The organism is Cyanobium sp. L1E-Cus (genome assembly GCF_024345755.1).
In the GTDB taxonomy this organism is placed as follows: Bacteria; Cyanobacteriota; Cyanobacteriia; order PCC-6307; family Cyanobiaceae; genus Cyanobium_A; species Cyanobium_A usitatum.
The window spans coordinates 59091-82999 of record NZ_JAGQBS010000009.1; the positions used below are offsets into that span (position 1 = coordinate 59091).

General features: G+C 67.0%; 33 protein-coding genes. 5 read left to right on the plus strand and 28 right to left on the minus strand.

All coding sequences use genetic code 11. The features are described 5' to 3' along the window. Positions 1-2: 2 nt before the first annotated feature. Genes KBZ22_RS09755 through KBZ22_RS09770 form a run of 4 tightly spaced genes read right to left on the minus strand, consistent with a single transcriptional unit; the run spans position 3 to position 3321 of the window. Positions 3-629 (minus strand): BREX protein BrxB domain-containing protein, encoded by a 627-nt coding sequence (locus KBZ22_RS09755; RefSeq protein WP_254937145.1) that lies wholly within the window; start codon positions 627-629, stop codon positions 3-5. Beyond that, positions 626-1615, minus strand: coding sequence for a BrxA family protein (locus KBZ22_RS09760; protein ID WP_255021817.1), 990 nt, complete (start codon positions 1613-1615; stop codon positions 626-628). The genes KBZ22_RS09755 and KBZ22_RS09760 overlap by 4 nt, the downstream gene beginning before the upstream one ends. Beyond that, on the minus strand, positions 1615-2313 hold the full coding sequence (locus tag KBZ22_RS09765) for a BrxE family protein (RefSeq protein WP_255021818.1): 699 nt from the start codon (positions 2311-2313) through the stop codon (positions 1615-1617). Before KBZ22_RS09765 ends, KBZ22_RS09760 begins: the two co-directional genes overlap by 1 nt. Before the next feature lie 30 nt (positions 2314-2343). After that, positions 2344-3321, minus strand: a complete 978-nt coding sequence (locus KBZ22_RS09770) for a hypothetical protein (RefSeq protein WP_255021819.1) — start codon at positions 3319-3321, stop codon at positions 2344-2346. A 170-nt stretch (positions 3322-3491) separates the two neighbouring features. Here KBZ22_RS09770 and KBZ22_RS09775 point away from each other — a divergent pair, with 170 nt between their 5' ends. Then, a complete protein-coding gene (locus KBZ22_RS09775) occupies positions 3492-5669 on the plus strand; it encodes an ATP-binding protein (RefSeq protein ID WP_255021820.1) in 2178 nt (725 codons plus the stop codon). Positions 5670-5682: 13 nt separating this feature from the next. Here the strand turns inward: KBZ22_RS09775 and KBZ22_RS09780 are convergent, their stop codons facing one another. Together KBZ22_RS09780 and KBZ22_RS09785 are read right to left on the minus strand one after the other, a co-directional pair. Then, positions 5683-6048 carry an AbrB family transcriptional regulator gene (locus KBZ22_RS09780; protein ID WP_255021821.1) on the minus strand — a complete coding sequence of 122 codons (366 nt, stop codon included), beginning with the start codon at positions 6046-6048 and terminating at the stop codon, positions 5683-5685. A 146-nt stretch (positions 6049-6194) separates the two neighbouring features. Then, the gene (locus tag KBZ22_RS09785; protein WP_255021822.1) at positions 6195-6836 is read right to left on the minus strand and encodes a thermonuclease family protein; all 642 of its coding nucleotides are present in this window, start codon (positions 6834-6836) and stop codon (positions 6195-6197) included. Between the two features lie 98 nt (positions 6837-6934). On the opposite strand from KBZ22_RS09785, the gene KBZ22_RS09790 reads away from it, so the two are divergent. After that, positions 6935-7264 carry a hypothetical protein gene (locus KBZ22_RS09790; protein ID WP_255021823.1) on the plus strand — a complete coding sequence of 110 codons (330 nt, stop codon included), beginning with the start codon at positions 6935-6937 and terminating at the stop codon, positions 7262-7264. A 5-nt stretch (positions 7265-7269) separates the two neighbouring features. Continuing rightward, positions 7270-7824 (plus strand): DUF4236 domain-containing protein, encoded by a 555-nt coding sequence (locus tag KBZ22_RS09795; RefSeq protein WP_255021824.1) that lies wholly within the window; start codon positions 7270-7272, stop codon positions 7822-7824. A gap of 40 nt (positions 7825-7864) precedes the next feature. Here the strand turns inward: KBZ22_RS09795 and KBZ22_RS09800 are convergent, their stop codons facing one another. From KBZ22_RS09800 to KBZ22_RS09815, 4 genes are read right to left on the minus strand one after another with little or no spacing between them, the layout of a single operon-like run. Continuing rightward, positions 7865-8287 carry an NUDIX hydrolase gene (locus KBZ22_RS09800; protein WP_255021825.1) on the minus strand — a complete coding sequence of 141 codons (423 nt, stop codon included), beginning with the start codon at positions 8285-8287 and terminating at the stop codon, positions 7865-7867. A 9-nt stretch (positions 8288-8296) separates the two neighbouring features. Further along, a complete protein-coding gene (locus KBZ22_RS09805; RefSeq protein WP_315858606.1) occupies positions 8297-8599 on the minus strand; it encodes a hypothetical protein in 303 nt (100 codons plus the stop codon). Beyond that, positions 8596-8880: a DUF1651 domain-containing protein gene (locus KBZ22_RS09810; protein WP_255021826.1), complete on the minus strand. Its 285-nt coding sequence runs from the start codon at positions 8878-8880 to the stop codon at positions 8596-8598. Before KBZ22_RS09810 ends, KBZ22_RS09805 begins: the two co-directional genes overlap by 4 nt. Before the next feature lie 7 nt (positions 8881-8887). Further along, positions 8888-9172, minus strand: a complete 285-nt coding sequence (locus KBZ22_RS09815) for a galactose oxidase (protein WP_255021827.1) — start codon at positions 9170-9172, stop codon at positions 8888-8890. A 99-nt stretch (positions 9173-9271) separates the two neighbouring features. Here KBZ22_RS09815 and KBZ22_RS09820 point away from each other — a divergent pair, with 99 nt between their 5' ends. Continuing rightward, complete coding sequence (locus KBZ22_RS09820) at positions 9272-9466, plus strand: hypothetical protein (RefSeq protein ID WP_255021879.1); 195 nt, start codon at positions 9272-9274, stop codon at positions 9464-9466. Here the strand turns inward: KBZ22_RS09820 and KBZ22_RS09825 are convergent. From KBZ22_RS09825 to KBZ22_RS09855, 7 genes are all read right to left on the minus strand, one after another. Then, the gene (locus KBZ22_RS09825) at positions 9426-10364 is read right to left on the minus strand and encodes an RAD52 family DNA repair protein (protein WP_255021828.1); all 939 of its coding nucleotides are present in this window, start codon (positions 10362-10364) and stop codon (positions 9426-9428) included. The genes KBZ22_RS09820 and KBZ22_RS09825 overlap by 41 nt on opposite strands. A 59-nt stretch (positions 10365-10423) precedes the next feature. Then, the gene (locus KBZ22_RS09830; protein WP_255021829.1) at positions 10424-10663 is read right to left on the minus strand and encodes a hypothetical protein; all 240 of its coding nucleotides are present in this window, start codon (positions 10661-10663) and stop codon (positions 10424-10426) included. Positions 10664-10762: 99 nt separating this feature from the next. After that, positions 10763-11395 carry a siphovirus Gp157 family protein gene (locus tag KBZ22_RS09835; RefSeq protein ID WP_255021830.1) on the minus strand — a complete coding sequence of 211 codons (633 nt, stop codon included), beginning with the start codon at positions 11393-11395 and terminating at the stop codon, positions 10763-10765. Between the two features lie 81 nt (positions 11396-11476). Continuing rightward, positions 11477-11974: a DUF2493 domain-containing protein gene (locus KBZ22_RS09840; protein WP_255021831.1), complete on the minus strand. Its 498-nt coding sequence runs from the start codon at positions 11972-11974 to the stop codon at positions 11477-11479. A gap of 562 nt (positions 11975-12536) precedes the next feature. Next, complete coding sequence (locus KBZ22_RS09845) at positions 12537-13022, minus strand: GNAT family N-acetyltransferase (protein WP_255021832.1); 486 nt, start codon at positions 13020-13022, stop codon at positions 12537-12539. After that, positions 13015-13311, minus strand: a complete 297-nt coding sequence (locus KBZ22_RS09850; RefSeq protein ID WP_255021833.1) for a DUF1778 domain-containing protein — start codon at positions 13309-13311, stop codon at positions 13015-13017. The genes KBZ22_RS09845 and KBZ22_RS09850 overlap by 8 nt, the downstream gene beginning before the upstream one ends. 31 nt (positions 13312-13342) lie before the next feature. Next, on the minus strand, positions 13343-13729 hold the full coding sequence (locus tag KBZ22_RS09855; protein WP_255021834.1) for a hypothetical protein: 387 nt from the start codon (positions 13727-13729) through the stop codon (positions 13343-13345). A gap of 125 nt (positions 13730-13854) precedes the next feature. Between KBZ22_RS09855 and KBZ22_RS09860 the strand changes: the two genes are divergently transcribed. After that, a complete protein-coding gene (locus KBZ22_RS09860; RefSeq protein ID WP_255021835.1) occupies positions 13855-15063 on the plus strand; it encodes a Fic family protein in 1209 nt (402 codons plus the stop codon). Here KBZ22_RS09860 and KBZ22_RS09865 read toward each other — a convergent pair. From KBZ22_RS09865 to KBZ22_RS09915, 11 genes are all read right to left on the minus strand, one after another. Further along, positions 15024-15281 (minus strand): hypothetical protein, encoded by a 258-nt coding sequence (locus KBZ22_RS09865; RefSeq protein ID WP_255021836.1) that lies wholly within the window; start codon positions 15279-15281, stop codon positions 15024-15026. The two genes, KBZ22_RS09860 and KBZ22_RS09865, sit on opposite strands and share 40 nt — an antisense overlap. Next, positions 15281-15811, minus strand: a complete 531-nt coding sequence (gene ssb / locus KBZ22_RS09870) for a single-stranded DNA-binding protein (protein WP_255021837.1) — start codon at positions 15809-15811, stop codon at positions 15281-15283. Before ssb ends, KBZ22_RS09865 begins: the two co-directional genes overlap by 1 nt. After that, positions 15808-16053, minus strand: a complete 246-nt coding sequence (locus KBZ22_RS09875) for a hypothetical protein (RefSeq protein ID WP_255021838.1) — start codon at positions 16051-16053, stop codon at positions 15808-15810. Before KBZ22_RS09875 ends, ssb begins: the two co-directional genes overlap by 4 nt. Next, complete coding sequence (locus KBZ22_RS09880; protein ID WP_255021839.1) at positions 16050-16436, minus strand: hypothetical protein; 387 nt, start codon at positions 16434-16436, stop codon at positions 16050-16052. Before KBZ22_RS09880 ends, KBZ22_RS09875 begins: the two co-directional genes overlap by 4 nt. After that, on the minus strand, positions 16433-17725 hold the full coding sequence (locus tag KBZ22_RS09885; RefSeq protein WP_255021840.1) for a recombinase RecT: 1293 nt from the start codon (positions 17723-17725) through the stop codon (positions 16433-16435). Before KBZ22_RS09885 ends, KBZ22_RS09880 begins: the two co-directional genes overlap by 4 nt. Next, entirely contained in the window at positions 17725-18573 is an 849-nt protein-coding gene (locus KBZ22_RS09890; protein ID WP_255021841.1) for a PD-(D/E)XK nuclease-like domain-containing protein, read from the minus strand. The genes KBZ22_RS09885 and KBZ22_RS09890 overlap by 1 nt, the downstream gene beginning before the upstream one ends. Continuing rightward, the gene (locus KBZ22_RS09895; RefSeq protein ID WP_255021842.1) at positions 18570-18914 is read right to left on the minus strand and encodes a hypothetical protein; all 345 of its coding nucleotides are present in this window, start codon (positions 18912-18914) and stop codon (positions 18570-18572) included. The genes KBZ22_RS09890 and KBZ22_RS09895 overlap by 4 nt, the downstream gene beginning before the upstream one ends. Positions 18915-19056: 142 nt before the next feature. Continuing rightward, positions 19057-19740: a hypothetical protein gene (locus tag KBZ22_RS09900; protein WP_255021843.1), complete on the minus strand. Its 684-nt coding sequence runs from the start codon at positions 19738-19740 to the stop codon at positions 19057-19059. 615 nt (positions 19741-20355) lie between these two features. Further along, the gene (locus KBZ22_RS09905) at positions 20356-21528 is read right to left on the minus strand and encodes a Fic family protein (RefSeq protein WP_254942118.1); all 1173 of its coding nucleotides are present in this window, start codon (positions 21526-21528) and stop codon (positions 20356-20358) included. Between the two features lie 84 nt (positions 21529-21612). Then, complete coding sequence (locus KBZ22_RS09910; protein ID WP_255021844.1) at positions 21613-22953, minus strand: DUF6880 family protein; 1341 nt, start codon at positions 22951-22953, stop codon at positions 21613-21615. Next, positions 22908-23879 carry a hypothetical protein gene (locus KBZ22_RS09915; protein ID WP_255021845.1) on the minus strand — a complete coding sequence of 324 codons (972 nt, stop codon included), beginning with the start codon at positions 23877-23879 and terminating at the stop codon, positions 22908-22910. The genes KBZ22_RS09910 and KBZ22_RS09915 overlap by 46 nt, the downstream gene beginning before the upstream one ends. Positions 23880-23909: the final 30 nt, after the last annotated feature.

The following is a 23909-nucleotide window of genomic DNA, read 5'->3' on the forward strand; positions in this document are numbered from 1 at the left end:
GGTCAGGCGAACAGCTTGGGGCGGTAGTTGTGGTCGGCATCTGCTTCATCCATAAAGCGCAGCCCTGCTGGACCATCCCGCTGGCCGGGGTAGAAGAGCACCACCGGATGCAGCACCCGGTTGCGCAGGTTCTCAAGCAGGGCCGACGGGCGGTGCAGGTCAAAGAGCGACCCCACCCGCTCCAGAAACACGAGGTGGCTGCTGGTCGGCTTGGAGGTATCCACCGCTTGCGCCACCAGCTCATCCAAGGGCACCGCACCGGCAGCCTTGCCGCTGAGCACATCCCGCAGGGTGTCGCGCACCAGCTCTGGCCCCAGCGAGGCTTCCGCCTCAGCGATCTCTTCCAGCGACAGGCCGGCTGCTTTGATCGCCTGCTCTAGCAGCGCAGCCAGCGAAAGCCGCTGCACTGTCTTGCCCGCGTTCTCCAGCCGGATGGTGAGATCGCGCAGCTCTGCTCTGAGCTCCCATTCGTCCTCCGGTGGATACAGGAAGATCCCGAAGGGCATGTCGGTGTAGGTGCTCAGCCCTGCCCCGGAGTCAGCGGCAGTAAGTACGGGCTCAAGTTGCTGCTGCAGGCAGCGCTGCCACTCCTTCATGCCTGCACCGCGAGTTCCCAGCGTCTGGCTCACGACCACACCTCCTGCACCAGGGCCTCGGCGCTGCTGGCCGGCAGCTTGAGATCCACCACTGAGCCAGCGCGGTAGTAGCTGATCACCTTCGCCTGGTGCAGCAGCAGCAAGCGGTGCTCCAGCTCCGCCTCCGGCAGCCGGAACCACAGCCAGCGCGGATCGGCCAGGGCCGCTGCGGTGGTGCGGTTGCTGGCCAGGGCCTGCAGAAGCACATAGAGCAGGGGCTCATCAGCCAGGTAGTAGGCCGTGAAGCGGCGCTTAATGCGGCCCTGGAGCAGGCCGAGGTCCACCCCCGCCTTGAGCAGCCCGCCGGCGACGCGCTTACGGGTGGCCTCGCTCCACTCCGCGACTTCGGGATGACCTTGGGCGCCCGTGCTCTCCAGCCAGGTGAGCACCTGAGCTGTTTGCAGTAGGTCAGCACCGTCGCGATGCACCTGGGCGCTCCAGTGCAGCCCGTCGCCGAGCAGCTGCTCGCTGTTGGCCAGGTGCCAGAGCAGCAGCGATTTCCAGTGGCGTTGGCCGGTTTCCGTCTGCGCCGCCAGCACCAGGGCCCGATCACGCCCCGCTGGCTCGAAGCGTGAACTGAGGGCACTGCAGACCTTCTTAAGCCAGGCCTGGGTGGGGGCGCCGATGCTGTTGGTCTGGCGCAGCTGCTCGAGGTTGGCGCGCTTGCTGGCCTCCAGCTCCCAGCCCTGCAGCGCCTGCAGGGTGTCGCTAACTAAGGGACCGCGAATTAGGCCATCGCTCCGGTAAGGGGGGATAGCGGCTGTTTTGGCTTTTGACTTGGCCGTGCGCTTGGGCGTGGTCTTGGCTGCTGGTGCCGCTGGCTTGGGCTGGGGTTCGGCCTTCGCCTTGACAGATGTTTTCTCGCTTGCTTTGCGTGCCGGCTTGGGGGCCGCCGGCTTTGCCGGAGCAGCCGCCGTCTTCTCGGTGGTGGGAGCAGCCGCTACCGCCGGCTTGCGCCTGGTCTTGGTTGCCGCTGCCATCAGCCCGGCACCTGCAGGTAGGGCACCACCAGCTGGCCGGGCTGGCCGCAGACGAACGCTGCTGCCAGCCGCTCTATGTGCCCCTGGTTGATCTCGAAGGGAGCGTCCAACCGCAAGGCCTTGGCGGTCTGTGGGGTCTGGTTTCGGGCCCAGTCGAGCGCCTCCGAATCCAGCTCGGCCAGCTCGACCAGCGCCTGGGGCCATTGCTCCGTACTCAGGGCCCAGGCCGCCTGGAAGCAGTCCGCCCACTCCTGGGGTGCATCCAGCCAGCGGTTGCGCTCGTTCTCGTACGCGTCTTCCAGCTGGGGCGTCAGCCGAAACAGGTGGCAGGTGATCGGCCCGCCTGGAGTGGGCTGGATCGCCAGGGCCTCATCGCAGGCCAGCTGGGCCACCCGGAACCCGGCCCGGGTCTGCGCGAACGGCGAGGAGCGGGGGAAGCCCTGTTGGAACAGGAACTCCCCAGTGCCGGTCAGCACGCCACTGTTCCACCAGCCCAGCCGCTGGGTCTCGCCCAGGGCAGCCACCGCGAGGCGAAGCTTGAAGAGCTGGCGGAAGTCCAACGGCTGACGCGGGGTGCTGCTATCCAGACCCCAGGATGATGCCTCGATGGCGCAGCTGGCTATCGATTGGCGAAACCCTGCGGCACAAGGGGTTTGCTCGGCAGCCGTGGCTGCTACGGGATTATGCGTTGGGCGCATACTTTTGAGGGCGTCGGATAAGAAACCCCCTCACGCCACGGCCTCTTCTTCTGCTTCCTGCCCAGCTCCGACCATCTCCAACGCCTCCAGCAGAGCCCAATCCCCCCGGGCCACTGCCCGGAAGGCCCGGCGCTGGATCACCCGGAGCGTTGCTTTCCCTGCCGCAGGGGCCTGCAGCTCCTCCGGCAGCAGCAGCCACACCTGCTCTTGCATGCTCAGCTGTGGGGCCACCGGCACCAGGCCCTGCTCCTGCCACCAGTTCCTGGGGGCCAAGGCAGGGCAGATTGGCACCGCCACAGGCCGCAGGTGCAATTGCTCCAGCCAGGCCTGCGGGTCCTGCCAGACCCGCGAAGCGCGCTCCAGGTTGTCGATGCAGGGTTCCAGCTGCCCATGCAGCAGCGGCATGACCTGGGCAGCGGGAAGCAACACCTGCTCCTCCCATACGTCGGCCCAGCGCTGATGGGCCACCAGCTGCAGCGGCAAGGTCCCCAGCGGCAGCACCTTCACCCCCGGCCAGTGCGGCAGTTCTCCGCCTGCCAGTTCCTGTTCATGGCAGAGGGAGGAAACGATTGCTCCATCGATCACCCCCTGGGCCACCAGCGTTGCCCAGTCGCCGGCGGGGTGGAAGCACGGCGGCACCTGCAGAACCCCGGGCAGCCCATCGAGCAGCACCTGATGCAGCGCATCGGTAGCCAGCCGCAGGCGTCCATCCTCCAGGCGATGGGCCCTGCTGGCCAGACGCAGGAAACGCAGGCTGCTGCTCACCCCCCAGCGGCACACCTTGCGGGGCCCTCGCACGGGTTGGAGGCGGAACTGCTCGGCCAACTCCCAGTAGCTGCGGCTCACCGTGGTCTGGTGCATCGACAGGGAGCTGGCGGCGCGCATTTGGCTGCCGCTCACCTCCATCAGATCCAGCACGTGCAGGTTCAGCAGCATCTCGGGCGGCCTATAGGCCTTGCGTCGCCGCCGCGGGGGCGGCACAACGGCAGCAGAGAGCTGGATTGGCACAGCAGAGCGGCAGCAGAACGGGGCAATCAGCCTTGCTCCTTTCCATGCCCCGTCCACCCTTCCTCCAGCGAAGAACCCAGCCCGCTGAAACCCCCTGCCAGCACTGAGCCGGCTACTCCGGTTGGTTGGCGGCTGTTGCCGCGGGCCACCAGGGCCAGCAACCTGCAGCAATGGAGCCCCTGCGATGTCACCTACTGATCGGCCCGCCCGCCAGTGGCAAGAGCACCACTGCGGCGGCTCTCGCCCCTTTGCTTGCAGGGCCTGAGGGGCAACCGGCGGTGGTGCTCTCCACCGATGCGATCCGCGCTGAGGTGTTCGGCGATCCGGCGGTACAGGGCCCCTGGCCGTCGATCCAACAGCGCCTGCATGAGCGGCTGATCGGCGCGGTGGCGGCCGGCATGCCGGTGATCGTGGATGCGACCCACGCCGAGCGGCCCTGGCGGCTGGCGATCACCCAGCACCTGGCCTTGCCGCGGCCGGTGGAGTGGATCGGCTGGTGGCTGTTCACACCGCTGAGCACGTGCCTGCGCTGGAACGCCAAGCGGGAGCGGCCCGTGCCCACGCCGGTGATCCGGCGCATGGCCGCCAGCCTGGCGGATGAGGCCTTCGGGCCGGGACGGGCGGAGGGCTTTGCCTCGGTGGTGGCGGTGCAGCCCACCCATCAAGGCGATCTCACCGGCTTCCTCCGCAGTGAGCTCTCGCGCCTCAACCGCCGCATCAGCGCCGCCTGCAACCGCCAGCAGCAGCTGCAGCTGCACGGCCATTCCCGCCTGCTGGATCTCGAGCGGCTGGTCTACTTGCTCAAGCTGCTGGCCGATCATCCCGATCTGGCGACGACCGACCAGGGCAGCCGCGAGGCCCTGGAAACACTCGTCTCACCGTTGCCCGGGGGTGATCTGGCCGAGCGGGCGGCAGCGCTACTGCGCACACTCCATGGGGTCTGCTATGGCGATGCCGACGCCGTGCGCCGCGATCTGACCTGGCTGGAGGGCCAGGGGTTCTTCTCCGCCACCCCCGTGACAACGGGGATTCAGCCCCTGCCGCTGCTGGAGGCCCCTGGTGGCGATCAGGCTCCCCGCAGCGGCGGCGTCCATGGCGGCCATCCGCCGATGGCTGACGCGGCGGTGTTCGTGCGGGTGATGACGCTGCTGCGCCATCTGCTGCAGACGCCCTTTGACCGGCCGGCGGAGGGTCCGGGGGCGATGGCGATGCAGCGGCACCTGCTGGAGCGGCTTGCTGAGATCCCCGGCGGCCATGGCCCCGGTGAGCTGGCGACGCTGCGCAAGGACATCGAGAAGACGCTCACTCCCTATGGCTTTCGGCCGCACCACGACAACCCGCGCCACGGCTACTGCCTCGGCACTGCCCTGCTGTCTGCGCCGCGGCTGGTGGAGATCCACGGGGTGGTGCAGCACGTGGCCCAGCGGCTGGGAGATCCGACTGCTCTCGATCTACTGAGTGAGCTGGAGGAACGCCTGGCCTGGGGCGGCATCGCGGTGACGGCCGCGCCGCCGCTGCGCACCGTTCTTGATGGCGCCCATCCCGGTGTGGAGAGCCTGCAGCGGGGCACGCTGGCGGAACCGGGCCAGGCGGAGCAGATCGAGACAGCGATCCTTGAGCACCGCCGCGTGCTGCTGCTGCGCCAGGGCGCATCCCCCGATCAGGGGAAAGGGGAAGAGATCCGCGTGTGGCCGCTGCAGCTGGTGTTCGCCGGTGGGCTGTGGCATCTGGGCTGGGAGGCCGATGCGATCGGCCGGCTCCATGGGCTGCTGCAGAGCGAGCGGCTGGAGCGGCTGGTGTTCCTCCAGGCCGAGGCCCGCGGCCGCCGCAACGCCAGCGAGCACCAACTGGCGATCAGCCGCCTGCAGCGGCTGCTGCATCACTGCGGCGGCATCGAGCTGGGCGATGACCTCCAGGCCCAGGACGGGCTCTGCCAGCCCAGCGCTGAGCAGCGGCGCCGCCAGCTGCAGACCCTGCGCTGCTCCTGCAAGAGCGAGGCCTACGCCGCCATTCGCCAGGGGCAGCTTCCCTTCCCCCTCGATCAGATCCGGCTTGAACGGCCGGCCAAGCAAGCGGAGCTCACGGCTGCAGCCAAGGGCACCACAGCGGACTGGGTGCATCCGGCCCTGGCGCGGGTGCTGACGCCCAACCCGATCGGCGACAGCCATCCCCATCCGCTGGAGATCGACCTGCCGCCCTGGATCCTGGCCCGCGGCCTCGCCCTGCGCCGCTGGCTTTTCTCCCACGGCAGCGCCTTGCGCATCGAGGCACCGGAGGCGCTGCGGCAGGAACAACAGGGCCAGGCACTGGAGATGCTGGCGTTGGGTCAGCGACGCCCCGGCAGCTGATGGACTGCTGGCTTCACTCCTCGTCGTCGGGGCTGCCCAGGGGGATGAGCTTGATCTGCTTGCGGCCGAGCTTGATCTCGAACTCATCGCCTGGCTGCAAACCCAGCTGGGCGGTGTAGGCCTTGCCGACCATCAGGTTGCCGTTGAACTGGATCTTGGTCACGTAGCTGAGGCTGCGGCCACCCTTGCCGCGGCCTTTGCCGCCCTCACCAAAGCTGAGGCCCTTGGCCTCCAGCAGGGCTTCATAGAAGGCGGTGAAGTTGAGGCGTTCGGTGCCGTCCTTCTTGGTGCTCAGATAGCCACAGCTGCGCACCAGATCGGACTTGGATACATCTCCGAGTTCCTTGAGCTTGGCCAGCAGGTCTGATCCAGTGAGCATGGATTGATCGCTGATTTCGGCTTCAGGGTAAGGAGTGTGCCGCTTCTGGGAAGAGCCTCCAAGCTCCACTCTGTGGGGGAACTTCCCGACTTGCCTCTGCTCACCTGAAGCGGTACCCGTGAATCGCGGGCTACGTGAGCAGTTCATCACCGCAGCGATTCGCAGGCCTCCCCGTCTCTGTTGCTGTCGAGGTAGGTGTGCCCCTGGCGCAGCAACTCCTGGGCGCGGGCATAGGAGCCGATCTCGCTGCAGCGGTAACGGCGGCCACCGGGAGTGGTGCCATCGGAGATGCTGCGGCCCCGTGGGCTGCGGCGGAAATCCCAGGGGCGGGTGATGCCACCTTCAACCTGCCACACCCCATAGCGATGCCGGCTGGCCCGGAACTCAGCATCCAGATACTCCTTGGCATCGCAGCCGCCCAGGTATTGCCGGTAAGCAAAGGCCTGGCCGTCTTCCACCATCACCAGGTTGAGGTTGATGTCACTGATCACCTCGGCCACCGTGCGGCCGTAGCGGTCGGTGGTCTTGACCTCGAGGGTCACCTCACGGCCGATCGGCAGCCGTTGCTGTAGGTAGCGCCGGGCCTGCTGCCCCCAGGGGCTCTGCGCCGTCTCGGGGGCATCAATGCAGGCGAGCCGCACGGTCAGAGCCCGGCCGGCTTGGCGCACACGAATCGTGTCGCCGTCGCCGATGGAAAGCACGGTGGCTCTGACGCTCTGGCCCTGGACCTCAGCCGGCCCGGCCACGGACGCCCAGAGCGCGACACCCAGCAGAATCCACCTGACCATCGCCGGAGTTTGCACCGGCGCCGTTTCCATGCAGCTCCTGCATCATCTGGATGGGCAGGAGTGTTTCACGCCAATCTGGAGCTCTGCTTCTGCCTGCGATGGGCCGCACTCCCCTGCTGATCGCCCTTGCTGTCTCGGCTCTTGCAGCCGGCAGCGGTCTGGCCCAGCAGCCGGTGAGACCCCTCCCGAAAGTGGGAGGGTGTCCCTTGGGCTACTACAGCTCTGGCGGTTACTGCGTGCCCAGCTCCAGCGGCAACACCAGGGGCGCCATCGAGAAAAGCGACAACAGCTGCCCGCTGGGCTTCTATTCCTCGGGCAACTACTGCCTCAGCAGCCCCAGCAACGAGCGCGAGGCGATCCAAAAGACCGGCAACGCCTGCCCGCTGGGCTGGTTCAGCTCCGGCAGCTACTGCGTCAAGAGCCGCTGATCGCCATGGGCTTCCGCTTCCGCCGCTCCGCACGCCTGGGGCCTCTGCGCTTCAACTTCGCCAAGGGGGGCCTGAGCTCGATCTCCTTTGGCGGGCGCGGAGCCTCCTTCAACATCCCGGTGAGCCGCAGCGGCGGTGCCCGCACCACCGTGGGGCTGCCGGGCACCGGCCTGAGCTGGAGCGTGGAGCACACGCCCGATCGCGCCGCCGCACCCCCAGCTGGCCCAGCAGAGGGCCTGCCCAACAGCCGCCGTCTGCGGCCGGGCCAGCTCGATGCCCTCAAGCAGTCGCTGCTTGAGGTTCTGCACAGAGAGCTGTTCGCTCCCGGTTCCACCGGGGAGCAGCTCTGGCAGCACGCCCTGGTGAGCCGACTGCTTGCTGATGGCTCCATCTCGGCGCGAACTGCTGGCCTGCTGACCCTGGTCGAGACGCCTGAGGCGATGGAGGCCTACCTGCTACGAGCCCAGGGGCAGGACGATGCCAAACGCCGGGCCCAGCGCTGCATCGATGCGGTGCAGCAAGCCTCAAGCCTGGCCGCTGGGCGTGGCTGGCTCCCCTGACCTGGCAAGGGCAGGTCCAACGCTCCAGGCTTTGTTGTGGTCAGCCCTCTTCTTGGAGTACGTGCTGCATCACCTCCAGCAGTCCATCGGCCAGGGGGCGATGGGCGGCGAGCTTGGTGCTCCAGATCGATCCCGACAGGAGTTCCTCCGGGCTCACCAGGCCCAGGTCCTGGCCCTCCAGCAGCTGCAGCTGCTCCAGCGGCACAGACAGCTCACCTTGATACACATGGGCCGTGCGCCGGTGGATGTGATGCACCATCACCAGCTCCACAGCGAGGGGCTGCCAGCTGATCTCCTCCAGGAGCTCCCGCCGCAGCGCCTGCTCCGGCGTTTCGCCTGGATCGAGGTGCCCGCCAAAGAGTCCCCAGCAACCGGGGGCGACGATGTTGGGGATCTCGTCGCGCAGCTGCATCAGCCAGCGACCATCCCGCTGCAGCATGGCCAGGGCGACTTCAACGGCCATGGCTCGGGCTCAGGCTGCGGCCGGCCGGCGCCGCTGCCTGGCATAGACCGCTGCTCCACCAGCCGCCAGCACCAAGCCACCGCTGATGGCCAGGAACACCAGGGTCTGCAGCAACAGCAGGAAGATCCCCAAGGCCGAGCCGGCCGCGATCTGCACCCTGGACTTGATCAGCAGGGTGAGCAGCAGCAGCACGGTGGCCTTGAGGGCGAGCACCTTTGCCGTGCTGAACGGACAGAACGGGTTCAGAAGCACGGGGTGATCACGGGTATCCCCATGCTGGCGGGCCGATCCGGGTGCGGTGGTTTCACTCAAGCCCTGGGCGGCTGCGGTGGGATCCACTGAGGTGGACAGGCCCGCCAACCCGCCCGGCGCTTCTGGGCCCAAAGCTTCATCGCCTGCTCCCGCGTCAGCTCCTTGCGGCGTTTCAGCAGGGGTGTCGCCTCCCCGGGAATCAACTCCCCGAGCGTCACCTCCAGTGACTGGCTCCAGCGGTCGTAGCGGCGCGGCTGGAAATGCAGGACCTGACGGCCATCACTGATCCAGCCCTCCTGCGGGGAGAGCGGCGGCCGGCCGGTCCTGTCCGTGACATTCATCGGCCGCTCACACCACCTCCGGCGCCCAGCCGCGGCTGAGCGTCATGTCGTCAGTCCAGCCCTGGCAGCGGCTGGTGAGGTGCTCGCCGTGGGCGATCAGCCCTTGGTGCAGCTGGCATGTGAGCACGGGGATGCAGTTCACCCCGGCGTGGTGGCGAAACCAGTGGCAGGTCATGCAGACCTTGCGGCTGCGGGTCTTGAGCAGCACGGCCTCATCGAGGTAATGCCACTCCTCGATAGGGATTTCAAGCCGGGCGGCCAGGGCCGCAGGCCGAGGCAAGGGGATACCCATGACCCACTCCAGATGCGTACATCTGCACTAGCACGCGCACTTGGAGTGGCGGTCACGGCCCATCGACCTAGATACGGTTCAGGCAAAGGAGGCGTGTCGATGCTCCGCGAACTCGTGCTGGCTATTGGCATCCCTCTGCTGGTGCTGCTGCTGGCGGTGCTGGCCCTGGAGCAGTGGCGTGATCAGCTGCCGGCCTGGCTGCAACGGTTGGCCGAGCGCCCGTCCTGGCTTTGGAACTCCGGCATCGGGCTGATCATCGGCCTGTCGCTGCTGCGCTGGCTGCTGCAGCGCTGATGCTCAGGCCGCCAGCGCCTGGCGTTGGCCCGCAGGGTGCACCGATCGGTGTGTGCGACACCAGAAACGCTTCGATCCAGTCGTGGTGCCGCCTTTGGCAGATCCGATCGGCGATCGAGGGGGCATCTGGCGGTACCTGGAAGCGCTTGCGAAAGGCCTTGCTGAAGCCCTCAAGCACCGGCACGGGCAGGGCCCGGATGGTGGCGTGCAGCTGGCGGATCGTGGCTGGATCGAGAGGGGTCAGGCTGGGATCGAGGCCTGATGACGGTGCTGGCGCAGTTGAGGGTGGCTCGGTTTTCGATGTCGCCTCCCTCTGGCCCTCCTGCGCGGACGGGGCTCGGTGCAGAGCTGGAACCGACGCAGTGGGCACCACCCGCAACGCCGTAGGCCGGGCCGCTGGCTGGTTGGAGGGACGAGCGCCGCCGGCCGCAGCAGCGCCGGTCACCTCCCGCTGCTGCTTGTCGTAGAGCGCGAGGCCGAACGGATTGCCAAAGGTCATCAGCGCCCGCTTCATGGCATCGGTTTCGGCCTCCTTGAGGGCTGATTCATGGGCCTGTCCCAGGTCGACGTCGATGCCGTGGCCGGCGCCGCAGCCCTCGCGGATCAACTGGGCACCGGTGCCCTCGCCGACGGTGATGCGTACGCGGGCGGTGTAGGTGACTCCCCAGCCGGGGCGCTGCTCCCGGCCGATGGTGCGTTCGCTCTGGTTGACGCAGCGGAGGGCGACGGTTTCGCGCTGCCAGCCGTCAAAGCCAAAGATCCGGTTGGCTTCCGCGATTACCTGCCAGCCCTCCAGATAGCTGACGGAGCTGCGACCCTGCTCCCGCTGGCGCACCTTGGCGCGATCCAGCGGGGCGGCGAGGGCAGTGATTTGCTCGGTGGAGAAGGTGCAGGTCATGGCGGCGATGGGCTGAGGTGGGAATCTGGTGAGGTGTGTGGTGATTGCAGATGAGGCGATCAGCTGGTCGCACCGTGAGGTGCGCTTGGCAGCGCAGCGACTTCTGGCTCGAGGGGCTCGATCAGCACCCAGCAGGGCGGCTCGCTGCAGTGGATGTGATCGGGTGAAGGTCGGCGGCCCGGCTTGCGGGTGATCGGCACCACCCAGCTGGCGAGCCGCGTGGACCAGATGTGGCCCCTGGGCCTCGGTGTCGTGGGTGTCGTAGAGGCCGTGGCGCTGGTGTAGGTGGAGAGATCCATGGCTCTGGCGATGGGGTGATCGGTGGCTGTGTGGGCTCTGGGAGGAGCGACGTGGGCCCGCTCCTGCAACAGACCCGCGTGAAAGGGGGCCTTGCCCCCTCAGTGGATGCGCCAGGAGCGGCGGGAGAGGAGCTGGGCACCTTCGATATGGCGGCCCGCTTTGAGGGCCTCTTTGATGGCGGACTTGTCCGGCTTGCTGGTGGTGGTGACGGCGAGCCACTCGGGATCGAGGGCCTCCTCGTCGTCGATCACGACGGCGGAGGACTTGCGGCTGCTGAGCTCGTGATTCGGGAACGAGAACCGTGTGGCTGCCGGCTGCAGCTGGGTGAGGACAAAGATCAGCGATTCCTCCAGCGCATCAGCCCGGCCGGCATCAGAGCGGGCCAGATCTGCGAGCCGCTTGGCCTGCTGCTGGCGGTAGGTGGCCTGACCGCGCAGGTGCTCGATCACCCAGCAGGTGGCATCGGCCTTGGCTGCGAGGGCAGCTTTATTGCCCTCTTCTGCCAGTAGGGCTGCCTCCAGCTCGGCAAGGGCCAGGGCGCGCTGCTCGGGTTCTTCGGTTTCCAACTGCTCGGCGAGCTGGGAGATGGCGGTAGTGAGCTCCTGGGCCTCGCTGCCCAGCTGCCAAAGGGAACCAGAGCGCTGAAGGGAGCAGGCTGGGCCTGATGCCGAGGGGGCAGCCGCTGGGGCAGGGGCAGCGACTGGAGCAGGGATGGGGGTGAGAACAGCCATGACGGTGAGAAGGCGATGGGGATGGAATGGACGAAATGGAACGGAGCGCCAGGGGCGCGAAAGGCTTGTGGTGCTGTGGGATTAGGAGCAGCCGACACCGACCGGCACGGCCCAGAGCCCTGCAGCTGCACTGACCTCGGCCACCGAGATCGGCACCGGGGAGCGGGGCGCCATGCGGCGGGCCTGCTGCACCAGCGAGGCGGTGCCTGGGCCGCCGGGGAAAGCCACCACCAACACCGAGGCGAGCGAGCCCGGGGAGGTGTGGGCTTCTGCGCGGGCGATGGCCTGCTGGAGCAGCTCCCGGTTGCGGATCGGCCCTGCGGCGCGGCCGTGCTGCTGCCACTGGGCCGGCATCGCCAGGGAGCACCAGCCCAGCTGACCAGCGGCCCGGCCAATGGCGGCATCGGCCCCGCGAGCCCCGCCATGGAGAACCAGATGCACCAGCCGGCCGCCGCTGCGGGCGAGCAGCTCAGCGGCAATGCGCTGATGGGGCCAGGCCAGATCCCGGCCACCACCGGCCGCGATCACCAGAGAGCGAGCCGGAACAATCTCCGGCCGCGATGGACTACATAAGGCCATGGATTCAGTTGCCGAATTGCTAGGCGCACCGATCGGTGCGACAAGTGACAACTGATCGGGGCATCACAACCGCTCAGAACTACGCAGCGGTGATGGCGAGACCAGGGGATGAGGTTGCCGCAGGCGATGGGCTCGGGGCCTTTGGCGGAACCCTTATTCTATCAGTACAGATGCACTTATGGGCAGGCAGACCGCCTGTGCCGCAATGGCTCTGGGAGAATCAGGGCCATCCATGCCCGCCTCGCATCAATCAACATCAAGCGCGGCAACTTGATCACGCACGATCTTCTTGGATTACCGGCCGCGCAGCCGCGCGAGGCTCGCGATCGGATTCAATTACCCCAACTCAGTGCCCCAACCCATCACCCTGGCCCTGGGATTGTGTGGGCACCGCAGCCGCGGGAGCAGCGCCGGGCCTGCGTGACCTGAGCCACCCATCCCGGAGGCGGCGAGGAGGCAAGAGATCACGCGAGCGCAAGGGTCGGTGACCGCGCAGCGGCCTCACCGACTCGCGAAGCCCTTGCGCCGCGTGACACCATCACGCCCCGCTGCCGGGGTGGGATCAGGTGCCCAGGGGCAGATAGAGGCTCTGAGGCGTGTCCTGAAACGAGCGGAAGCCATGGCGCTCGTAGAACGCCTCGGCGGCTGCGTCCTTGGCGTCCACGATCAGCGCGTAGCCGCCAACAGAGCGCTTGGCATCGAGGCAGCGCTGCACGGCCAGGCCCAGCAGAAGGGGGCCGATCCCCTGCCCCTGCCAGCGTTGATCCCTAGCCAGGCGCCCCATCCGGAAGCAGGGGACCGGATAGGGAGGCAGCGGTCTTGCATCCGCCGGTTGGAGATCCGCCAGCCGGACCTCCGCCGGAGCCAGGGTGTAGAAGCCGGCGATCTCTGCCGGTGCATTGGCCGGCACCAGCACAAAGGTCTGGCTCACCCCGCGGCGCATGTTCTGGTGCGCCTGCTGCTGCAGAAAGCGATCCAGTGCCGGGGCACCACAGGAGAAGGCCTTGCGGTTGTGCAGGGCAGGGTCGAGCTGCTGCTCGTCAAACACGGCTCACGCGGGTGCGGGCCTGCTCCAGCGCCTCCTGCAGTGCCGGATTGGGGGCAAATGGCTGGCTGATGGCGGACTGAAAGGCCGTGAAGTCGCGCTGCGACAGGGCGAGCTGCTGCTCCCGCTGGACGGCCTCCGCGGCGCGCTGCCTGGCGGCAAGCCGCACGAAAGCCGCCATGCTCAGCCCCTCAATGGCAGCACCCTGGGCCAGCAGTTGCTTGTCAGCAGCGCTGAGCTTGAGATCGAGGCGCTCACAGGCAGCCACGGCACCCCTCAAGGACTGATCCAAAGATACGGCAGAAAACCGTACCCTGCCTGCCTCAGCTCCAGCGCACATCCAGGAACTCCACCAGCAGGACTCCTCGGTGGCTGCCGTGGATGCTGACCAGGCCGCGGCTGGCGGCCTGCTCCATTCCGGCACGCTCCTTGCACACCTGCTCAGCACTGGCCAGCACGCGCACCCACCCCCCGGTCATGAAGTCTTCTGAGCCTGTCTCGAAGGCCTGCAGGCGCCGGTGCCGGCTGCTGTTGCGCTCGTAGTAGAGGCCACCACCTGTGGGATCGGTGCCCTCGGCCCACACTTGATCGACCATCAGTTTGCCGATCGCCACAGGGGCGCTGGCTGCCGCGTCAATGGCTTCTCCATCGAGAACGAGTGGGTTGCCGGGGTCGTCGCGGTTGTCGGAGACGATCAGACGCGGCGTCATCGCCTGGCACCTGCGATTGGTCTGCTGCGATTCTCATCGCCCCTTGTGCTGCCGGCGAGAGGGAACCGAGGTCGCCTGCCCACATGCACTCTTATTTAACGCAAGCCGCACTTGCTTGAATAAGCTTGACCTGTATTCAAGGTTCGCCCCAGGGAGGTTCCGTGCAGCGCGAGAGCACCGGGCGTTACGAGCTCACCAGTACCGCCGGTGAAACCGTGCGGGCTTTTGTGCCCGACCCGCTGCCGCCAGAACCCCCGGTGTTGCTTGTGGGTCCACTGCAGGGATTGCACGAGCGGGCGCTGCTGGCCTGCGGCCGCCTCGATGGCGTCTCCACCCTGCTGCCTGATCCCGAGCTGTTCCTCTACGCCTACGTGCGCCGCGAGGCCCTGCTTTCCTCCCAGATCGAGGGCACCCAGTCCTCCCTCTCCGACCTGCTGCTCTTTGAGCTGGAGGAGGCACCCAGCGTTCCGTTTGACGACGTGGTGGAGGTTTCCAGCTATGTGGCCGGGCTGGAGCATGGCCTGGCCAGGCTGAGCGAGGGCTTCCCCCTGTCCTGCCGCTTGCTGCGCGAGATCCATGGCCGGCTGCTGGCCCGTGGTCGCGGCGCCGATCGCCTGCCGGGGGAGTTCCGGCGCAGCCAGAACTGGATCGGCGGCACCCGCCCAGGCAATGCCCGCTTCGTGCCGCCGCCGCCGGGGCACCTTGAGGAGTGCATGGGCCAGCTGGAGCTGTTCATCCACGGCGGCCCCGAGGGGCAGCACAGCCTGCCGGTGCTCGTGCGTGCCGCCCTGGCTCACCTGCAGTTCGAGACGATCCACCCCTTTCTCGATGGCAACGGCCGTCTGGGCCGCCTTCTGATCGTGCTGATGCTGATCGATGCCGGTGTGCTCGAGCAGCCGCTGCTTTACCTCAGCCTGTTTTTCAAGCAGCACCGCAACCGCTACTACGAGCTGCTCGATGGTGTACGCCAGCAGGGCGATTGGGAGGCCTGGATCGAGTTCTTTCTGGAGGGTGTCGAGAGCACGGCCTCGGCCGCCGTGGCCACTGCCCAGCGGTTGCTTGCCCTGTTCCGTGCTGATGAGGAACGACTGGCGGGCCTCGGTCGATCCGGGGCGAGCGTGCGCCAGGGCTATGCGGCTTTGCGCCGGCGGCCGCTCACCAGCACCAAGCAGCTCAAGGCGCTGAGCGGCCTGAGCTTCCCCACCGCCGGCAAGGTCCTCGAGACGCTGGTGGAACTCGGCATCGCCCGGGAGATCACCGGCGGCCAGCGCAATCGTCTCTTCGCCTACGACGCTTACCTGGCGATCCTGGGTGAAGGTGCTGAACCGCTCTGAGCGTCCACACCACCACTCAATCGGTGTCGTGGCGGTGGCTCGACCTGGTCAGCCACTCGCAGCAGCAGGGCAAGGCTGCAGAGCTGGAGCAGGAGCACCAGCAGCTGCAGCCGCCCCATGCGGCGCAGGCGGCTCAGTATCAGCTGCCCCGGATGGCGAGGGCGGCTGCGGCTGCGGGGAAACGCCGGCAGGTCCAGGCGTCGGGTTGGGCGCTCCATCAGAACGGCACCTCTTCATCGCTGAGGGGAGTGGCCCCGGCGGGAGGCGAGGTCCAGTCGTTGCCCCAGCCGCCGGAGCTGGGGGCTGCTGGCCGGGAAGTCGCTGCGCCATGAGCTGCACTGTGCGCCCCGCCTACCGGCGCCGGCCTGCCCTGGTGCTCACCACTGCTCGGCTCTGCTTCACCGCTGAAGCCGCCGTCGCCGCCGCCGCGGCTCCCGCAAAGCTCCAGGCGGTCGACCACCACAAGGGTCTTACTTCGGACTTCGCCGCTGCTGCGGTCGGTCCACTGCTCGATCTCCAGCCGGCCGACCACCGCCACCTTGCTGCCCTTACGGACGTAGTCCCCGGCCACCTGGGCGGTCTTGCCCCAGGCCTTGCAGTTCACCCACAGGGGTGCCTGCTCTTGGCCATCGCGCGGCGGCCGGTTGATGGCCAGGCTGAACTCACAGACGCAGCTGCCGCTCTCAAAGAAGCGCAGCTCCGGATCCCGGCCGGCGTTGCCGACCAGCACGACCACGTTGATGCTCATGCCTGCACCTCCTGAGCCGCGCTCTTGATGGCGTCGACGCGCTCCTGGGCTGCCAGTAGCGAGGACAGGCCGATCAGGGGATGGGTGCGCACCAGCTCATGCAGTGCTCCACTCCACGTGATGTTGTGGCGACGCGCGAAGGCATTCACCCGCTCGTAGGTGTCGTTGTTCATGGTGATCGTCTTCTTGTGGTTACCGATCCGCTGGCGCAGGGGCCGCGGTCGTGTTGGCAGTGCGCTCATGGCCAGAGCCTCTGAAAACGGGTGGTGTTGCTGGGGTGGCGGTAGATCGGCTCCTGGTCGCTGCTGCTCAGCGGGATCAGCCGCACGCAACTGGGGATGAGCGGGCAGGGCTCGACTCGATAGAGACCATCTGGGCTCCGCCAGTGCTCACCTGGCCGGAACCGCGTCGGTGCCGGGGGCTGCTCCTGGGCGCCGAGCAGGCTGCGGACCTGCTGCCAAAGGCCCTGGACTAGAGCGACCCGCTCCACCAGCCGCTGCAGCTGCTTGAGGCTGCGCTCCCCACGGGCCATCTCAAACACGCCGCGGTCGCGCTCCTGGCGGGCCTGATCCAGCGCCAGCTCCAGCAGGTGCTGGGCCTGGATCAGATAGAGGGTGGTGCTCATGGCGCCACCTCACTGGCGTCCGCCATGGGATCCGCGCACGGGGCCGCGGCCTCCAGCTGACTGCGGCGCCTTGCGATCGCGCTCCACAGCCGCTCAGCGTTGTCGTCGCTGATGCGGCCCGAGCCGAGCAGCTGGTTCACCCGCCCGTAGGCGGCATCGAGCTCAAGCAGGGTGGCGATGCGCGGGATCTGCTGCAGCCCGGCTGCCACCGGATCGGGGTCCTGGGATACAGGTGTCGGCGCCGTCTCCGCCAATTCCTGGGCAGTCGCCTGCGTCAGCTCCCCTGCAGCCCCCGTGGCTGCTGCTGTGCTGGCTGCCGCTTTCACCTGGCTGCGGGAGCGGCGCGGTGCTGCGGGAGCGGCAGCGGCAGGTTCTCTGCCAGCGCTATCGATCACTTCGGCCTCCACCGCCTGGACTGGCGCCGCTGGCTCTGCCGTTGGCACAGCTGCTGGCTCCGGAGCCGGATCTGCTGCGGAGCCGCCGCCGATAAGCGGCGGGTCGAGCGCATCATTCAGGGAGTCCGATTGAGATGCGCGGTCTTCGCGAGGGCGTAAAAGAGCAGGCACAGCGAAGCTTTGCTTGCCATCGCCCTGACCGGGTGAAGCCGGGCCCAGGGCCGTTGCCGACTGAATGGCCTCACTCGCCTCGCGCACCGTGACCGGCTCGATGTCCAGTGCCTCCTCCTGGGTCATCAAGCCCAGGGCGATCTCCGGGCAGTAAACGTTCGCCCACCAGGCGGCAGCGCGGTAGCGCAACATCTGGCCGGTCATCGTCTGCCACTTGCTGGTCTCGTTGCCCTGGCGGTCCTTGCGGCTCCACCAGCCTTCCTTGCGGGCCAGCTCAAGGGTGATCGTCTCCCCCTCCAGCACCTCGCCGGTGGCCTTGTCGGTCGCCACCGCGTGGCAGCGTGCGGGCTTCTCCTTGTCGTCAAACACGAAGCGCAGAGGCGAGAAGCGGCCGCTGGCATTCACCGTGGCGATCAGGAACTTGCTGCTCCAGGTGGGCCGCCCATGGATCGGCGTCATGTTCTGCATCACCACCAGCGGCGAGAGGCGCATGCGGCTGGCGATCTCCAAGGCGATCAGGCTGTTGGCCAGGCCCTGCTGCCCCTGGTACTCCTTGGGCACCAGGGTGGAGGAGCACAGGGCTTTGGCCATGCGCTGGGCGGCGTCAAAGGCGGCGATGCCGCTGAACACCTGCAGGGTTTCGCTGCTGGCCGCCAGGGCCGAGCCGGAGGGCGAAGAAGAGGAGGGCGCAGGAGCGCCGGCCGTGAGGGTGGAGTTGCTCATCAGAAGAGATCAATGGAATCCGGATCAAAGTCTTCGCGTTCGGGAATACTGAAACCGCTGGACACGGGACGGAAGGTGTGGCGCCCGTGGCTCGGCCAGCTGCCACTGGACTGGCAGGCGGCGATTCGCTGGAAGGCCTCCTCCCGCCGCTGCAGCCCCGTCTGCAGGTCTTGCCCATCGAAGATCAGCAGGCTGCAGTCGATCGCCGCGGCCGGATCGCTCGGCCACTCGAAGGCGATCACCCCGGCTTCGACCGGTTCGCTGCCGCAACGGTGCTGGTGGCCCAGGGCCAGATGGGCGATCTGCAGGTCGTAGGCCAGGTCCTTTGCCTGCCAATAGAAGCGGCGCGGCATGGCGCTGCGCGTTTTCTTGAGATCGAACAGGCGGCCGTCGCTGGTGACCACATCCGGCAGGCAGCGGCAGGGCCGGCCGGCCTCGTCATCCCAGAAGTGGGGCTGCTGGCTGGCTGCTGGGTCCAGGACCGCCAGCACCTCCCCCACCACCGGATCTTCGTGGAGGGCATCGCGGATGCGCAGCGCCTGCTCCACCATCTCGTGGCTGACCGGCGTCAGACCGGCCGCCTCGGCCTCGGCGCAGTTGGCGGCACCGGCCTTGGTGTTGCGGGCGATCGTTTTGAACGCCGCAAAGCGCTCCTCGATGCGGAAGGGCGGGGTGAGCAGGGCATCGACCAGATCCCCTTTGACCATGTCCGGCGAGGGAACGAACGGCGCCGCCCCCGGCCCGAAGCGATGCCACCAGGCCCGCATCGTGCCGGTCACCGCCGCCTTCAAGGCGGTGGGAGACCAGGCGGGATGGCGGTGGTAGTCCGCTAGGGAGATGCTGCTCATGGCGTGTCCTCTTGGCCGTGGCCGAGGACCAGCCGCCTTGCCTCCAGCAGCGACGGGCACAGGCCCGAATCGATGCCGCCGCCGCCGGAGTGCAGCAGGGTGGCCACGTAGCCGCCACAGACGCTCTGGCGGAAGCTGATGGCGATGCCGTGGCTGGCCAGTGCCGCCAGAGATTCAGTCGTGATGGCCGGCCAGCGCTGCTGCCATCCGGCAAGGGCAGCAGAGAAGGAGGCTTGGATCAGGGTGTAGTGCTCCAGATCGGAGCGAGGGGGATCCTGGGTCTTCAGGCCATCAGTGGGCCTGGAATCGGCATCAGGGGTCCCGCGGTCGGCGCGATCCACAAGGTCTTACAGGTCGACGCCAAAGCTACCCCTATTGCTTTCCTTTCGGGAACGCTAAAGGCATGTATTCCGGCTACGCATAATTGCTGTCGCTGTAGCGGTCGTCACGGCCTCAACCGCCGACCCCGTGCTGCCGCCTAGCTCAGGAGGCGCCGGTCTCCGCCTCGGAGGTGATCAGCTCCGGCGCTGCCTCCCGCACCCAGGCATCAAGAGCCTGGCGGGCGATGGGGACGATGGCCGGTGCCAGCCGCTCGCCGGCAAAGAGGGCGTTCTCGATCGCCTCCACCTGCTCCATCGGCAGATCACCGGCACCGCGCAACACCTGCATTGCTGCGGACACCGGGCGTAAGCCGACATGCTCCACAGCCCGCTCAAACAGGTTGCGCAGCAGCTTGGTCTCGATCTCCGCGTCGATCTCCTCCTGGCGGGGCCAAAGCCCAGCCGGACCCTCCAGCTTGCCGATGTAGCAGGCGAACCAGTCCTCTGCGCCCCAGAGGCGACCGTCGGGGTGCCGGACAGGTTGAGCCCGTTGCACCCGATCGCGCAGGGTCCGGTCCTTGATCGGGCCCCGGTCCTCCAGGGCCAGGCATTCGTTGAGCACCCCCAGCTGAATGAAGGTGCTGGGCTGGGGCTGGTGGACTTTGCCGTTCTCCAGGTTCCCCCACTGCCCGCCGGCCACCCGCAAGGACCAGGGGATCAGAGCAGGGCAGGCCTTGGCCCAGTCCTGGGCGGTGGTCACCGACCAGTCGTTACTGCGTCGCCAATTGCGCAGGAACTTGCCGAACTGCACCCGGGCGGCATCGAGCTTGTGCTGAAGGCTCTGCAACGGGTTGCCGTTCGGGAACCCTAACTGTATGGCCCACAGGTTTGCGAGCACCTTTTTTTTAATGGAGTTTTGCGTGACGTTTTGCATCCTGGCCCCAGGTGCGCCCTGGCCCCGCCACCGGCTAGGTCCAGCCACCGGTCCGAGTGCTTGATCCTGGCGGGATGCGGTCCTGATCTGGTCCGCCCTCGCGAACCGGGAGCGCACCTGATCGTCATTACGGAGCAGGGCGCCCCTATGGGGACCAATGCGCCAATGCGGCCTTGGGCACAACAGACCGGCTGCTTTCAAGACATGCGGTCGATTGCCCTGACCTCTATCGCCCCGAAACGAGGCGGGATGCCAGCCGAGAACACCAGAGGCGCCCCCGGCGGAAACCCCAGTCCCCATCAGGCCTACAGCCCCATGACGTCACGTATATTTTTTACCCCGTTTTTACCAATCAACCCCTGACAATCGCTCAAAGTGTTGCTGCGACTGAGTTCTTGCAGGCGGATGTGCTGCCTTCTAAGCAGCCGGTCGTTGGTTCGAATCCAACAGGGGGCGTTCAATTCGATTCTGTTCCCTCACCCTCCAGGTTGCAGGGACGCGGCTGGCCGATGCGATGGAGCAGAAAGCTCAGAGCGGCTCAGTTCCCTCGCTGAGGATCGCCAGGTAGGCGTCATAGGCGAACAGACGATTGCGCTGGCCGCCGGTGATTTCCCGGGCGATGCCGAGTTCCACCAGGATCTCGAGGGCCTTGCCGGCGGTGGGGAAACTCAGTCCGCTCAGCTCCTTGAGCTGCTTGGTGCTGGTGAGCGGCCGCCGGCGCAAAGCGGCATAGCCCAAGCGCACGCTGGGGCCTGATCGGCCCAGTTCTTCCAGCCGCGCTTCATCCGTATGAAACAGGGCGAGCAGCCGCTGAGCAGTAGCCACCGCGGCTGAGGCCGTGCTCTCCACACCCTCCAGAAAGAACCCGAGCCAGGCCTCCCAATCGCCCTGCTGGCGCACGCCATCGAGCAGCTCGTAGTAGCGGCGGCGGTGCTGCTTGAAGAACAAGCTCAGGTAGAGCAGCGGCTGCTGGAGCACGCCAGCATCGATCAGCATCATCACAATCAGCAGCCGGCCCAGGCGGCCGTTGCCATCGAGAAACGGGTGGATCGTCTCGAACTGCACGTGGGCCAGGGCGGCACGTACCAGCACTGGCAGAGAGTGCTCACCGTGGTGGCCGCCATGGATGAACTGCTCCAGCAGCCCCATGCAGTCCTCTACTAGCCACGGCGGAGGCGGCACGAAGCGGGCATTGCCTGGGCGGGTGCCACCGATCCAGTTCTGGCTGCGGCGGAACACCCCCGGCAGGCGATCGGCGCCGCGTCCACGGCTCAGCAGCCGGCCGTGGATCTCGCGCAGCAGGCGACAGGAGAGCGGGAACCCCTCCGCCAGCCTGGTCAGGCCATGCTCCAGCCCGGCCACATAGCTGGAGACCTCCACCACATCGTCAAAGGGAACGCCGGGTGCTTCCTGCAGCTCGAATAGCAGCAGATCAGATAGCGACGACTGGGTGCCCTCGATCTGGGAGGAGAGCAGGGCCTCACGGCGCACGTAGGCGTAGAGGAACAGCTCGGGGTTGGGCAGCAGGGTGGAGACGCCATCAAGGCGGCCGCAGGCCAGCAGCGCCCGCTCATGCAGCGCCTGCAGTGGACCAACCAGCAACACCGGGGGTTCTGGCGGCAGCGGGTCGGGCACAAAAGCCCGCATCGTTTCCCCGGCGGTGGCGCTGTCCTCGTAGTGGCCGGTGGCCTCGCGCCGCATTACACCCCAGCAACCTTGAATACGCAGCCAGCTTATTCAAAGAAGCGACTTTTCCCGTGAATTAGGGACCACCTTGCCAGAGCCTCAGCGCTCCACCAGAGACCAGAAGCTCCAGCGGCCGCCAAAGGCTTCCCGAATGCGACCCATGAAGCTCTCGTGGCGCTCCACGCCCTGCCAGTCGTCGATGCGGGCGGCCAGCAGCTCACAGCTGCCCAGGTGCTCGGCGGCGTGCCGGTAGCGCTTGGCGCGGCCCGTCGACAGGGCAAAAAGCAACATCGCCCGCAGCAGCACCGTGGCGGCCAGCGGCTGCTCAGCGCTGAGCCGCTCAGCCGCTGGGGCAAGGATTTCGAAGGACTCACCATCCCAGTCGGGCCCATGGGTGAGCACTAGGCGCCCAGCCCGCGCTACCGCGGGCCAGCGCACGAGGAAGTCGAGGGCCAGCAGCCGCATGGGATGGTCCTCTGCCACCGCAAAGGCCCGCTCCTCCACCTCTACGTCCTCGAAGGCAGCAAGCCGTTTGAGGTGGTCGCGCAAATGGCAAGCCGAGAGGGTTTTGGTAAAACAAGCCCAACGCAACTGCTGGGCCTCGTCGTTGCGGCCCAGGGCCTCAAACACGGCGATGCGGGTGTCGTGCCACTCGGGGGAATGCCAGGTAGCAGCAGCACTGGCGGCGCCATCCAGCACGGCCAGGGCCTGCTGGCTGCGGCCCGCCTGCAGCAAATGGCCTGCCACATCCGCGGCGGTAGGGGGCCAGGCCAATTGCTTGGCATCAAACTGGGCCACATAGCCATCCACATCACCCAGGCATTCAGCGATCTGCAGCAGGGCTGGGTGACCAGCGCAGGCACCCCGGTCGCGGCAGCCTTGCTCGAGAAGTCGCAGGCCCGGATCGCCAAGGGCATCGGCCACCGCCGGGATCAAGTCGTCAAATTGGCCGTAGCCGTTTTCAAACACCAGCTCCAGCAGCTGCTCAGCCAGCGCTTCGGCGGGCATGGCGGCCGCGCTGGCCAGCGGCCCGAGGTCAAGCACGGCCCGCTGGAACAGGCCAATCACGATGCCCGTGCTGTCGGAGCAGCGATCGAGCACACCATCTGCCAGCTCGAGAAAACGCAGCAGCAACTCCAGAGCCAGCGGCGGATCCACTGCCGCCACCGGTCCAGCGATGGCCTGGCGCTGGGCCTCCAGATCAACCACCAAGGCTTTGCGCTTGCGCGAATCGACATAGGTAGTGGCACGGGCCAGGGCTGCCAAGCGCTTGCGCACCTCCTGGGCCGCTCCCCCGGCACCCTCACCCGCAGCTAGCGCCAGCCGCAAACGGCGCTGCATCACCGCACTACCAGCGCTCACCTCAATCAGCAATTCGGCGAGGACGGCCGCGCCTAGGCCTTCGAGGTTTTTGGCATTGAGGGTGCGCTTGGCAGCCATTGCTCCTTAAAGGGCTGGTCGCTTGGGGCAGCACTTGGGTGCTCGAACCCGTCTAACACCACCAAGCCTGGAGCGGCGCCGGCGAGGCTCTCCAAACGCAAACGAAGTTGCGCCAGCAACTGCAGCGTTTGGGGCGCACGCTCGTATTGCCTTGGCACCAGGAGGGCATCGCCAACCTCTAAAGGCAGCTCTAGGGGCAGCACCCTGCAGGAATCGTCACTAAGAAGCAAGGAGAGGGGAGTGGCGAAACCAACAATGAGATCTTCAGAATTAACCTGCCGAGATTGCGAAGAATTCCGAATCGGTTTAGGGGCGGTGCCGCCATTCCACAAGCCGCAGGCTTCCAGAACAGCCTGAAATTTAGGAAAGGCGCCATCAGCCATGGGCATACAGGGATAGGCAGCCACATCAGCAAACGTCACCTGTTCACCAAGCTCCAGCAACGGGTGAGATTGATCGACCACCAGCCAAATCGGCATTCGGCTCAAGCCAATGCAGGCAATGGTGGAGTCAGTGGCAGCTGGCACATCGGGATAGGAAGCGATCCAGGCGTCGATCACACCTTCCCTCAGCAGCTGCAGCGGCTTTTCGTATTCATGAAAGTGAAAACATCCAGCAATCCAACCTGCTGGAGCCGGCTCACAGAGCAAGGGGCCCGACCAATGCTGCGCCTCCAGACGCAAAGGACCTCCATTGGTCCACCGCACCGCCTGATGAACACGGCGCTCAAGATTTAACAGTGTCGTATCACCATCGAGGTGCCACTCGGAGCCTCGCCTGGCCAGGGAAAGGCCGAAAACATCGGCGCACCTGCGACTCAAGCGACTCACGCTGGACTGACCGATCCGAAGCCTGGCCTCAACCTGATGGCCAGTGCGCAACCAAATCAGACCATCTAGTGCAGCTAGCCAATCAAGCTCAACCACCACCCCCCAGCAAACCGGAATAATTTTAAC